7 protein-coding genes are annotated in these 12,831 nt (G+C 63.0%); 4 read left to right on the forward strand and 3 right to left on the reverse strand.

Annotated elements, in window-relative coordinates:
* Nucleotides 1-85: 85 nt before the first annotated feature.
* The 3 genes from ilvD to BG841_RS06200 all read right to left on the reverse strand — a co-directional run bounded on the left by ilvD (nucleotide 86) and on the right by BG841_RS06200 (nucleotide 5,878).
* The gene (ilvD, locus tag BG841_RS06190; RefSeq protein ID WP_070056859.1) at nucleotides 86-1,780 is read right to left on the reverse strand and encodes a dihydroxy-acid dehydratase; all 1,695 of its coding nucleotides are present in this window, start codon (nucleotides 1,778-1,780) and stop codon (nucleotides 86-88) included.
* 55 nt (nucleotides 1,781-1,835) lie between these two features.
* Entirely contained in the window at nucleotides 1,836-3,950 is a 2,115-nt protein-coding gene (locus BG841_RS06195; protein ID WP_070056860.1) for a TonB-dependent receptor domain-containing protein, read from the reverse strand.
* Nucleotides 3,951-4,075: 125 nt separating this feature from the next.
* Nucleotides 4,076-5,878: an ABC transporter transmembrane domain-containing protein gene (locus BG841_RS06200; protein ID WP_083260311.1), complete on the reverse strand. Its 1,803-nt coding sequence runs from the start codon at nucleotides 5,876-5,878 to the stop codon at nucleotides 4,076-4,078.
* Nucleotides 5,879-6,081: 203 nt separating this feature from the next.
* Between BG841_RS06200 and yut the strand changes: the two genes are divergently transcribed.
* The 4 genes from yut to BG841_RS06220 are packed head-to-tail and all read left to right on the forward strand — an operon-like array spanning nucleotide 6,082 to nucleotide 12,828.
* Nucleotides 6,082-7,056 carry an urea transporter gene (yut, locus tag BG841_RS06205; RefSeq protein WP_070056861.1) on the forward strand — a complete coding sequence of 325 codons (975 nt, stop codon included), beginning with the start codon at nucleotides 6,082-6,084 and terminating at the stop codon, nucleotides 7,054-7,056.
* A gap of 21 nt (nucleotides 7,057-7,077) precedes the next feature.
* Nucleotides 7,078-8,871 (forward strand): ABCB family ABC transporter ATP-binding protein/permease, encoded by a 1,794-nt coding sequence (locus BG841_RS06210; RefSeq protein ID WP_070056862.1) that lies wholly within the window; start codon nucleotides 7,078-7,080, stop codon nucleotides 8,869-8,871.
* Complete coding sequence (locus BG841_RS06215) at nucleotides 8,864-10,567, forward strand: VRR-NUC domain-containing protein (RefSeq protein WP_070056863.1); 1,704 nt, start codon at nucleotides 8,864-8,866, stop codon at nucleotides 10,565-10,567. The genes BG841_RS06210 and BG841_RS06215 overlap by 8 nt, the downstream gene beginning before the upstream one ends.
* Nucleotides 10,564-12,828 (forward strand): ATP-dependent DNA helicase, encoded by a 2,265-nt coding sequence (locus BG841_RS06220; protein WP_070056864.1) that lies wholly within the window; start codon nucleotides 10,564-10,566, stop codon nucleotides 12,826-12,828. The genes BG841_RS06215 and BG841_RS06220 overlap by 4 nt, the downstream gene beginning before the upstream one ends.
* The last annotated feature ends 3 nt before the right edge of the window (nucleotides 12,829-12,831 follow it).

Raw genomic sequence — 12,831 nt, forward strand, 5'->3', positions numbered from 1 at the left:
TTTGCCCCCCAATGGTGTGTTTTTTTGTAAAATCAGGGCCTTGAACCGCTGTGAAACACCCGGCTGCGGACCACTGTCCGCGCCGTCAGTCGGTATCCGGGAGGTCGGTGACCGCCCCGGTGGAGGCGGAGCTGACGGTGCGCGCGTATTTGGCCAACACCCCCCGCCGATACCGGGGCGGCGGCTGTTGCCAGGCGCGGCGACGGCGCTCCAGCTCCTGATCATCCACCTGGAGCTCGATGCGGTCCGCGACCGCGTCGATCACAATCGGGTCGCCGTCCTGCACCAGCGCCAACGGGCCGCCGTCGAAGGCTTCCGGGGTGATGTGACCGACCACGAATCCGTGGCTGCCCCCGGAAAAACGACCATCGGTGATCAACGCCACGTCGTTGCCCAGGCCGCGGCCCATAATGGCCGAGGTGGGCGACAGCATTTCGCGCATCCCGGGACCACCCCGCGGGCCTTCGTAGCGGATCACCAGCACATCCCCGGCCACCACGGTGCCATCCAGAATCCGCGCCTGCGCCTCCTCTTCCGACCCGAACACCCGGGCGGTGCCGGCGAAGCGGGTACCTTCCTTGCCGGTGATTTTGGCAACGGCCCCCTCGGGGGCCAGATTGCCATACAAAATACGCAGGTGGCTTTCGGGTTTGATGGGGTTGTCCAGCGGCCGGATGATGTCCTGCCCGGCGGCATAAGGTGCCACGCCCGCCAGATTGTCCGCCAGCGTCTGGCCGGTCACGGTCAGACACTCGCCGTGCAGCAGGCCGGCCTCAAGCAGGGTTTTCATCAACGGCTGGATGCCGCCGATGGCCACCAGTTCGCTCATCATGTAATGACCGCTGGGGCGCAGGTCTGCCAGTACCGGTACCCCTTTGCCGAGGCGGGTAAAGTCCTCCAGGGTCAGCGCAACGCCCACCGTATTGGCCATGGCGATCAGATGGAGCACCGCGTTGGTGGAACCGCCGAGGGCGATCACCAGGGTGATGGCATTTTCAAACGCCGCCCGGGTCATGATGTCGGAGGGTTTGATGTCCTGGGCCAGCAACTCCAGCACCGCCGCACCTGCGGCCGCACAGTCGGCGCGTTTGTCGTTGGACACGGCATTCTGCGCCGAGCTGCCCGGCAGACTCATGCCCAGAGCCTCGATCGCCGACGCCATGGTGTTGGCGGTGTACATGCCACCGCAGGCACCGGGGCCGGGGATGGCGGTTTCTTCGATCTGCTTCACTTCAATCAGCGACAGTTCGCCCTTGGCATGGGCGCCGACCGCCTCGAACACCGAGACAATATCGGTGTGGCCGTCACCGGGCAAAATGGTACCGCCGTAGACGAACACACTGGGGCGGTTCAGGCGGGCCATGCCCATCAGACAACCGGGCATATTCTTGTCGCAGCCGCCAATGGCCACCAGGCCGTCAAAGCCCTCACAAGCGGCCACGGTTTCAATGGAATCGGCGATCACTTCCCGGGACACCAGCGAATACTTCATGCCCTCGGTGCCGTTGGCGATGCCGTCGGAAATGGTGATGGTGTTGAATATGACGCCCTTGCCACCGGCCTGATCCGCGCCCTGACAGGCAACCTCGGCCAATTCATCGATGTGGCTGTTACAGGGTGTGACCTGACTCCAGGTGGAGGCAATACCGACCTGGGGCTTGCGGAAGTCGTCATCGGTAAAGCCCACCGCCCGCAGCATGGCGCGACCGGCGGACTTGTTGACGCCATCCACCACCGGGGCGGAGTAACGGCGACGGGAATCCTGGGGGGTATCACTCATGGCGCATACTCCTTGATCAGTGTTCAAAGAGTATAGCGCCAGAGTGGCGCAAGGTTCAGAAGGTCAGATTGGCCGACAGCCAGAGCCGGCGGCCTTCTTCCGGGTTGGCGTAACGGTTGCCATACAGCGTGCCGTTTTCATAGGCCTGATAATCAATGAAGTCCTTGTCCAGCAGGTTGTAGATCGCAGCGCTGAACGCCAGGTTTTGCGTAGCCTGCAGGCGCCCCCCCAGATGCACCAGGGTGAACGCCTTGAAATCTCCCAGGTCGTGGTACGAAGGCGCCCCACGGACACGGTCACGGGCCCGGTAACGCTCGCTCTCGTACTCCGCTTTCAGAAAAGCCGACCAGCGCACGGACGGCGTCCAGTTCAGCGAGACATTCGCCATGTGCGCGGGCGTATCGGTCAGCGGCTGCCCTTTGTTTTCTCCGGACTGCTGCTCGCTGTCGGTGTAGGTGTAGTTCATGCCCAGACGCCAGTGCCGGGCCACCGGCACCATGCCGTGCAACTCCACGCCCCGGGTGATCGCATCGTCAATATTCAACTTTTGCGCGAAGGTATTCGCCTTGGGCCAGTCGCCCTTGTCGACACAACCGGGACGATTGGGGGCGTCTGCAAACCGGCAGTTCAACAGATCCGGACCGTTGGCAATCTTATCGGTAAAGTCATTATAGAAAACGGTGGCACCCACCCGAAACACGCCCGGCTTGTCGTATATCAGGGCCAGCTCGGTGGACGTGCTCTTCTCCGGCTGCAGCGCCGGGTTGCCAAACATGGGGATGGTGCCCTGACCGGTAAAGCCGACGATTCCGGGTGCCAGCTGTTCCAGACCCGGGGTTTTATAGCCTCGACTGACGCCCCCTTTGATCGTCAGCTCCGGGGTGGAATTCCAGACCAGATAGGCACGGGGGCTGAACTGGCCGCCAAAGGCATCATGATGGTCGTATCGCCCTCCCAGGGTCAGGGCAAGATCTTCGGCAACAAACCATTCGTCCTCCACAAACAGCGCCTGGGTTTTCTGTTTGAATTCCTCACTGGCCACACCATCGGTCATGCTGGCCTCGAACCACTGACCACCCACAGTCACCATATGGTTATCCACGGGCATCACCAGCTTGCTGTCGATCACCCGGTTCTCGGCCAGCAATTCTCTGTCGGAACCGGCCGTTTTCCCGGGTACGCCTTTTGGAATCAGCCGGCCACTGGTTTCGGTGATATTCCTCATGACGGAGGTTTCCAGTGTGCCAATGGCCAACCGACCGGTGTGCCCCACGGCAATCTGGTCACGGTCAAACGCCAGCTCGGGACCATAACCCTTGACCCCGAGCGTCCCCAGCTGGCCTTCTGAGTTATCGTAATCCTGGCGACTGCTTTCAATATCCAGCCAGAAATCGTTGGACTCTCCGGGGGTGACCGTCAAGCGACCGCCCACGGTGTATTGCTCCGACTCGACCGGGCTGGGTCCCCGGGTACTGATCGTCATCGGGTCACCATTCAGATCCAGGTATTCCAGCGCGGATTCGTCGCGTTCAAACCATCGCCCGCGCAACTGCAAGCCGATCAGGTTGTCCACCAGAGGCCCCGTGGTGTAGGCGCTGTAGGCGCGGCTGTCACCGTAATCGCGGTCTTCATTGAACGTGGTTTCCGCGGTTAACGAGGACGTCCACTGTGGACTGACCTTACGGGTGATAATGTTGATGACGCCACCCATGGCATCGGAGCCGTAGAGCGTCGACATGGGGCCGCGCACGACTTCGATGCGCTCAATCGCGGCCGGTGGTGGCAGGAAACTGGTCGCACTCTGGCCAAAGCCGTTGGGCGTGACATTGCCGGCGGTATTCTGACGGCGACCGTCAATCAGAATCAGGGTGTATTCAGCTGGCATGCCCCGCATGCGGATATCAAACCCGCCGGTTTTACCGGCTTTTCCACTGACATCCACGCCTTCGACGTCACTGAGGATATCGGTGAGCGTAAAGGCTTGCTTGCTGCGGATCTCTTCGCCGCTAATTACGGTGATACTGGCCGGTGCTGCGGCCTGGGTCTGGGCAAACCCCGACGCCGTCACCACCAGCTCATCCAGCTCCACCGGCTGCGCCGTGGCAACCCCCATTTGCCCAATACTGCCAAACATCACCGCGGTGGCCAGCAGTCCTGATCTGGTCGACATTCCCAACTCCTTCGTTGTGACACAAGTGAAACGAGGCGAGAATGATATAGATTCGCATTTGCAAATGAAAGTAATTTAAGCTCTGCGATGGTGCATGCCCAAAAGGGATGGCGCTAGTTGTTCATTCAGTCTGTCTGGTCACGGAACTGCAGCGCCGCCAGGCGCCGATACAGACTGTTTTCCTGCATCAGCTGGTCATGGTGGCCGACCGCCAGCAAGCGCCCACGATCCAGCACTGCAATGCGATCGGCGTGGCGGACCGTGGCCAGACGGTGGGCAATCACCAGGGTGGTGCGGCCCGCAGTCAGTGCCGGCATGGCCTGTTGAATCAGGTGTTCACTCTGGGCGTCCAGCGCGCTGGTGGCCTCATCCAGCAGCAGAATCGGTGCGTCCACCAACAACGCCCGGGCGATGGCCAGGCGCTGCTGCTGACCACCGGACAAGCCCTGGCCAGCGTCCCCCAGGCGGGTGTGGTAGCCTTCCGGCAAAGTGGCGATAAATTCGTGGGCGTGGGCCACCCGGGCGGCCTGTTCCACTTCTGCCAGACTGGCTTCGGGACGACCGTAACGGATGTTGTCGGCCACCGTGCCGTGGAACAGCGCCGGGTTCTGCGGCACCAGCGCGAAACAGCTGCGCAGGGCCTGCAGGGACATCTCACGGGTGTCGATGCCGTCGAGGCGAATACTGCCGCTGTCGAGTTCATAAAAATTCAACAGCAGATCGAACAGCGTGGATTTGCCGGCCCCCGACGGCCCCACCAACGCCAGGGTCTCCCCGGCCCGCACATGCAGGCAGATATCCGCCAGCGCCGGCTGGCCGCGGCGGCCCGGATAGCGGAAGGTCAGATTGTCCAGTTGGATCTCGCCCCGCACCGGCGCGGGAAACTGATCCAGTGCGGTGGCCGGGCGCTGGAATTCGGGCTGGGTCTGCAACAACTCAAACAGTCGCGCGGCTGAACCCGCGGCCCGTTGCAACTCGCCGATCACTTCGCTGATGGCACCGGCTGCCACGCCCACCAGCAGGCTGTAGAACAAAAAGGCCGCCAGCTCACCGGGGCTGATGCGGCCGTGAATGACATCCAGCCCGCCCACCCAGATCACCACCCCGATGGCGCCCATCACCAAGGTGATCGCCAGGGTGCTCAGCCAGGCCCGCTGGCGGATGCGGGCGTGGGCCGTGTCGAAGGCACTCTCGGACACCCGGTCGAAATAAGTCCGGTCGTGGGCCTGATGGTTGAAAGCCTGCAGGGTTTTTATCTGGGTCAGATTTTCGCCCACGTAACTGCCCACGTCAGCGACCCGATCCTGGCTCAGGCGGGATAACTGGCGCACCCGCCGGCCGAAAATCAGGATGGGCAGGATCACCACCGGAAACCCCAGCACAATGATGCTGGCCAACCGTGCGTTGGTGACAAACAGCAACACCAACCCGCCCACCAGCATCAGCGCGTTGCGCAAGGCAATGGACACTGACGAACCAATCACCGATTGCAACACCGTGGTGTCGGCGGTGAAACGTGACTGTATTTCCAGGGCCCGGTTGTGTTCGAAGAACCCCGGGGGCAGATCGATCAGATGGTTGAACACCCGTTTGCGGATGTCCGCCACCACCCTTTCGCCAATCCAGGACACCAGATAAAAGCGCGCAAAGGTGCCCAGCGCCAGTCCCAGCACCAGGACAAAAAACACACCGACCGCCCGCGCCAGCTCCACGGGGGATTCGGTGGCCAGCCCCTGATCCACCAGGATACGCAACCCTTGCCCTAGCCCCAAAGTGAGCCCTGCGGTACACACCAGCGCCACCAGCGCGCTGGCCACAGCCTTGCGATAGGGGTGGAGAAATGCCCTGACCAGCGTGCACGCCTGACGGTAACGGGTGTTGATAATATGCCTCCTGAATCGCAACCTGGTGGACCCTTCAGTGCCCATCATACGCCGGGTTGCCGACCGGCGACGAAGAATCCTGCGCGCTCTGCCCCCGGGGGTGTCGGTGGTGCCAATGGGGAGGTTTATGGTACTTTTTCGCCGGCCCGGACGCTGAAGATCTGAATCTGTGGCAACAGGGTGAACGCAAGACCATCGCCAATCAATAACCCCTGGCTATTGTGGCAACAGCTCCGGAGACCAATCAAATGCAATGGGCCATGAAACTGGATGCGGTCACGCCCTACCCGCTGAGAGTCCTTTTCCGAGGGGTTGGCCAGGTGTTTTTTTGCGGCAACGCGGTCACCGGCCTGATTTTTCTACTCGCGATCTATCTCGGCGATTTCACCGCCGGGTTGGCGGCGACGGTCGGGGTGGTCACTGGCACGCTGACCGCACGCCTGCTGGGTTTTGACGCAGACGACATTGACGCCGGTGTGTATGGTTTTAATGGCGCGCTGGTGGGGCCCTGCCTGTTTCTGGTGGTGGAAAACACCCCGCAACTCTGGCTGTACGTGGTGCTCGCTTCCTGCCTGTCCAGCGTGGTGCTGGCCGCTTTGTTACGCATTCTGACGCGTTACCGCATTCCGCCATCCACCGCGCCCTTTGCCCTGACCTGCTGGATGTTCATCGCCGCACTCTATTCCTTTGATCATTTTTCACGCAGTCCGGTGTTACCCACCGCGCAGATCCCCGCCGCCATCGCCAGCGCTCACGTGGCCGATGAAGCCATGCTGGCAGAGCCTGAAAAATGGTACCTCGCCTTGTCCAGAGGGGTATCCGGGGTCATGCTGGCCAACAACGTGCTCGTCGGCAGCTTGTTGTTGGTGGGCATCGCCATCGCTTCCTGGCGCGGAGCATTTATGGCACTGTGTGGGGCGCTGGTGGGTTTCGTGGTTCCGATATTGCTGGGGGCCCGTGAGACCCCCATTGAATTGGGGTTGTACGCCTTCAATCCGGTGCTCACCATGATGGCCATTGGCTGGGTGTTTCTTAAACCCACCCACGGGACGGTGGTGTTAGCGCTGCTGGCGGGCATACTGACGGTGATCTGCCAGGCCGCTCTGGCCACCTTCCTCAGACCCATCGGTCTGCCCACGCTCACCTTCCCCTACGTATTGGTGATGTGGGTGTTTCTGTGCGCCGCAGGAACGTCCAAATACTGGGCTGCCGATCAATCTTAATCTGACCTGAAGGGACGTTCTGTGCGCTCTCACGCCGACAACAGCTACCCCACTCACCACAAACCGGACTGGAAGATCATCGCCGGTCTGTGGCCCTATCTGGCCGCCTACCGGGGCCGGGTGATGCTGGCGGTGGGCATGCTGGTGTTGGCCAAAGTGGTTACCGTGGCAACGCCCATTGCGCTCAAATACATCGTGGATTACCTGGACCAGCAGCGCGGCGCCGAGCTGCTGTTGTGGGTGCCGCTGATGCTGGTGTTGGCCTACGGCGCGCTGCGCTTTGGCAGCACCCTGTTCAGCGAACTGCGCGACGCCATTTTTGCGCGGGTGGCCGAACGGGCCATGCGGCAGGTGTCACTGCGGGTGTTTCGCCACCTGCACCAGCGGGAACTGGCATTTCACCTGGACCGTAAAACCGGTGGCCTGGCGCGGGACATCGAGCGGGGCACCAATGGCATCAGCTTTCTGCTGCGTTTCACCCTGTTCAACATCGTGCCCACGCTGCTGGAAATCGTATTGGTGGCGGGGGTCTTGCTGCTGGCCTTCAACGCCAGCTACGTCCTGGCCATCCTGGTGTCGGTGGTGGTGTATGTGGTGTTTTCCATCCGTGTGACCGAATGGCGCACCGGCTTCGTGCGCGAAGCCAACAACCGGGACAACCAATCCAACGCCCGCGCACTCGACAGCCTGCTGAACTACGAAACCGTCAAATACTTCAACAATGAACGCTTTGAGGCCGAGCAATACGACCGCGACCTGCAATTGTGGGAACAGGCCCGGCTGAAAAACCGCTTGTCGATGGCGGCCCTGAACACCGGGCAGGCCTTTATCATTGGCGCGTCGCTGATCGTCATCATGTCCATGGCGGTGCGCGAGGTCGCTGCCGGACAGATGACTCTGGGGGATTTCACCATGGTGAACGCCTACCTGATCCAGCTGTTTGTGCCTCTGAACGCCCTCGGCTTCGTGTACCGGGAAATTCGCCAGTCGCTGGTGAACGTGGAGCGGCTGTTCGCCCTGTTGGCCGAGAAACCGGCCATTGAAGACGCCGATGACGCCACTGCCCTGACCATTACCCGGGGCGAGGTGCGGTTTCGCGAGGTGTGTTTCAGCTACCGACCGGAACGGCCCATTCTGCAGGGTGTGAACATCACCATCCCCGCCGGCCACACCCTGGCGGTGGTGGGCGCCAGCGGTGCCGGTAAATCCACGTTGGCACGGTTACTGTTCCGGTTTTTCGACGTCGATAGCGGCGCGATCACCATCGACGGCCAGGATGTCCGCCAGCTCACCCTGGACAGCCTGCGCGCCGCCATTGGCGTGGTGCCCCAGGACACCGTGCTGTTCAACGACACCCTGTACAACAATCTGGCCTACGGCCGCCCCGGCGCCAGCGCAGAAGAGGTGCATCACGCCGCGCGCCAGGCCCATCTGGACGAATTCATTCGCAGCCTGCCCGAAGGTTATGACACCAAAGTAGGCGAGCGGGGCCTGAAGCTGTCCGGCGGTGAAAAACAGCGCGTCGCCATCGCCCGGGTGCTGCTGAAAAACCCGCCCCTGCTGATTCTGGATGAGGCTACCTCCTCACTGGATTCCATTTCCGAACAGGCCATCGTCGACGCCCTCAACGAGGTCAGCCGACAACGCACCACGTTGGTCATCGCCCACCGTCTGTCCACGGTACGCGATGCGGATACCATTCTGGTGATGGATCAGGGCCGGATCGTGGAAAGCGGGGGGCACCGCGAGTTGCTCGCCCAGCGGGGCTATTACGCCCGGCTGTGGCTGCAACAGCACAGCGGTGACCATGAATAAGCTCAACCCGGCGGTTCGGCCCGGTCCGGCGGATCTGGACAACCCCCTGTATTATCTGGAGAACATGGAGACGGTGGTGAACTGGGTTGCCACCCATCACGCCGACCTGCTGCTGGCGTCGGAGCGTGCCCGCCTGCGGGAGTTCTCGGCGCTGTCCCCCCCGGCCCGCGCCTTGCTGACCCGCCTGGTGATGCGCAGCGGTGAGCTGTTCCGGACCGACAAGCTTCATTACCCGGAGCTGGGCTGCCCGGAACGGGAGCCGCTGACTGAGTTGCAGGCCACGGACTGGCTGGATGCCACCCCACAACTGACCCTGGACGAGCTGTTTCGACTGTTTACCCTGGCCGAACTGCGCCCGACTTTTGCGCCGCTGCTGGTGCAGGCCGGGTTGGCCGGCAACCTGCCCAAAGCCCGGCTGCGGGAAGCGGTGCAGGCATTCTGTTGTGATCCCCGCCCGGTGAATGACTGGCTGGACCGCACAGCCGCGCCGGTGGTGCGGGTCAACGAGATGGCGCTGTTTGACCGCATCCGGCTGATGTTTTTTGGCAACTTGCGCCAGAGCTGGTCGGATTTTGTGCTGGTGGAGCTCGGCCACCATCGCTATGAGCAGGTGGCGTTCACTGCGGACGCGCGGGCGTTTGGCCAGCGCGGCGAAGTGGACAGCTACCTGCGGATGCACCGCTGCCGCGAGGCCCTGGACGCCGGCGAACCAGCCGCCCGGGTGTGGGCGGCGGTACCGCCGCCGACCGACAACCCCTGGTTGACCAGCCGCCGCGATCGGTTGTTGCTGGAGCTGGGGCGGCGGGCCGAGCGCCAGGGCGACCGGGATCTGGCGCTGCAGGCGCTGGCCGCCAGCGGCCATCGGGAAGCGCGGTTGAAACAGCTGCGTCTGCTGGAGCGGATGAAACGCTACGACCAGGCCTGGGCCATAGCCGTGCGCTGGCACAACGAAGCGCTCAGCGACGCCGAAGCCCAAGGGCTGGCGCGCATTCTGAAACGGCTGGCAGCCAAGCTGAAACAACCGCCCCCGCCCGCGCCCACCCCCCCGGACCTCCATACGTTCACGCTGACCCTGCCGCCAACCGCAGGCTCCGTTGAACAGGTGGTCCAGGCGGCGCTCTGGCACCCCCAGGCACCGGTGTTTTATGTGGAAAACACCCTGATCAACAGCCTGTTCGGACTGCTGTGCTGGAACACAATTTTCCAGGCCATACCCGGCGCCTTCTTTCATCCGTTTCACAGCGGGCCGGCGGACTTGCTGCGGGATGACTTTGTCAGCCGCCGCCAGGCCCGGTTTGATCAGTGTTTTGCAGAGCTGCGCAATGGCCGCTACCGCCACACCATGCTGACGACCTACGCCACCAAACAGGGCCTCACCAACCCCTTCGTGAGCTGGCCCGCGCTGACCGAAGAACTGTTGTCGCTGGCACTGGCGTGCATTCCCGCGGCGGATCTGGAGCTTCTGTTTCAACGCCTGTTGTTGAACATTCGCGAACACCGCAGCGGATTTCCCGATCTGGTGCGCTTTTTCCCGACTAACCCGCACCCGGGCCCCCGCTACGAAATGATTGAAGTAAAAGGCCCGGGCGACCGGCTGCAGGATCATCAGATTCGCTGGCTGCATTTTTTTGCCCGCCACAACATTGCCGCCCGCGTGTGTTACCTGCGCTGGCAGGACAGCGGTGACGCACCATGAAGGTGGCGGTGCGCACCCTGTGCGAGTTTGCGGCCCGGGAGGGCGACCTGGATTTCCGCTACACCCCGGCGCCCAGCGCCGAAGAAGGCATAACCGGCCACCAGGCCATTCAAGCCCGGCGCGGCTGCGGGTACAAACGTGAATATGCCCTCAGCGGGGAGTGTCAGGAACTCAGGTTGTCCGGCCGCGCCGACGGGTACGACCCACACGCCGGTTTGCTGGAAGAGATCAAGACCCACCGGGGTGATCTGTCCCGCATCCGACCCCACCTGCGCGCCCTGCATCGGGCGCAATTGCGGGCCTACGGCGCGCTGTTGTGCCGCCAGGAAAACCGCCCAACCCTCCAGCTGTCCGTCGTTTACGTTGACATCGGCACCCACCGGGAAACCCCCATCACCGAAACCGCCAGCGCAGCGGACCTATGGCAGGAGCTGGAGGTCTTATGCGGCCGATACCGGCTGTGGGCCGAACAACAGGCCCATCACCGGGAGCAACGGGACCTTCGCCTGGCCGGCCTGCGATTTCCGTTTGCCCGGTTCCGACCGCGCCAACGTCAGTTGGCTGAAACCGTCTATAAAAACACGGTAACCGGAGGAACCCTGTTGCTGGAGGCCCCCACCGGGCTGGGCAAAACCCTGGGGACCCTGTTTCCCGCGCTGATGGCCATGCCCAAAGCGGGTGTGGACCTGCTGTGTTACCTCACCTGCCGGAACACCGCCCGCCAGCTGGCGCTCGATGCGGTGGAACGCTTGCGCGCCGCGCAAGATGCGCCACACATCTGGCCATTACGCACCCTGGAGCTGGTCTCCAAGGCCGACGCTTGTGTGCACCCCGACAAGGCCTGCCACGGTGACGCCTGCCCGCTGGCGAAAGGGTTTTTCGATCGGCTGCCGGACGCCCGGGCCGAGGCCGCGCAGACGGGTGGTCCCCTGACCCAGGCGGCCCTGGCCCGAATCGCTGCTGGCCACGACATCTGCCCCTACTTTCTGGCCCAGGAAATGGCCCGTTGGTGCGATCTGGTGGTCGGTGACGTCAACCGGATGTTTGACCAGTCCGCCCTGCTCTATGGCCTGACCCGGCAAAACGACTGGCACACCGCAGTGCTGGTGGACGAAGCCCACAACCTGGTGGATCGGGGTCGGGGCATGTACTCCGTACAGCTGGACCAACAGCGGCTGCTGCAGGTGCGCAAAACCGCGCCCCGCGCTCTGAAGTCCCCGCTGGACCGAACCGTCCGCGCCTGGCAAGGGGTCATCCGAGCGCACACCCACGCCGAAGGCGCCCCCGTGTTGCTCGACACCTTGCCGGTGGCGCTCATGGGCAGTCTGCAAGGGCTGGTGTCCGCACTCACCGAGTTCCTGACGGACCACCCGCCGGAGCTGGCGTTGCAGGAGTTGCTGTTTGAAGCGGTCGCCTTCATGAAGCTGGCGGACACCTTTGGTGACCATTCCCTGTGCGAATTTCGCCGTCCGGGCCGCGGCCGTGCCAGCCTGGCCATTCAAAATCTGCTACCGGCGGATTTCCTGCGGGAGCGTTTCAGCGCCGCCGCATCGGTGTTGCTGTTTTCCGCCACCCTCAGTCCCGGTCCTTACTTTCAGGACCTGCTGGGGCTGCCAGCGGACACCCGCGTTCGTTCTCTGCCCAGCCCCTTCAGTGCCGATCAGCTGCGGGTGCACTTTACGCCCACCATCAGTACCCGTCAGGCCCACCGGGAAGCGTCAGTGGCCCCCATTGCCGAGCTGATTGCCCGGCAGTACCGGCAACGCCCCGGGCATTATCTGGCGTTTTTCAGCAGCTTCCGATACCTGAACGCGGTGGATAACGCGCTCGGCGAGTTGGCCCCGGATATCCCCCGGCGCTCCCAGCACCCCGGGATGAGCTCACAGCAGCGGCGGGACTTTCTGGCCGGATTTCAGGACCGCACCGGCAGCGTCGCCTTTGCCGTGTTGGGGGGTGTGTTCAGCGAAGGCATCGACTTGCCCGGGAACCAGTTGATCGGTGCCTTTGTTGCCACGCTCGGGTTGCCCCCCTTTGACGCCTGGCACGAGGTGCTCAGGCAACGCTTGCAGCAGCGTTTCGGCGCGGGGTACGACTACGCTTACAGGATTCCGGGCCTGCAGAAAGTGGCCCAGGCTGCCGGTCGGGTGATTCGCACCCCGGACGATCGGGGCGTCATCTGGCTGATCGACGACCGGTTTTTACAGCCGCCGGTCCGCGCCCGGTTGCCGGACTGGTGGTTTGGCCCGGAGGCCGCCCATTGAAGT

The organism is Marinobacter sp. X15-166B (assembly GCF_001752365.1).
Lineage (GTDB): Bacteria > Pseudomonadota > Gammaproteobacteria > Pseudomonadales > Oleiphilaceae > Marinobacter.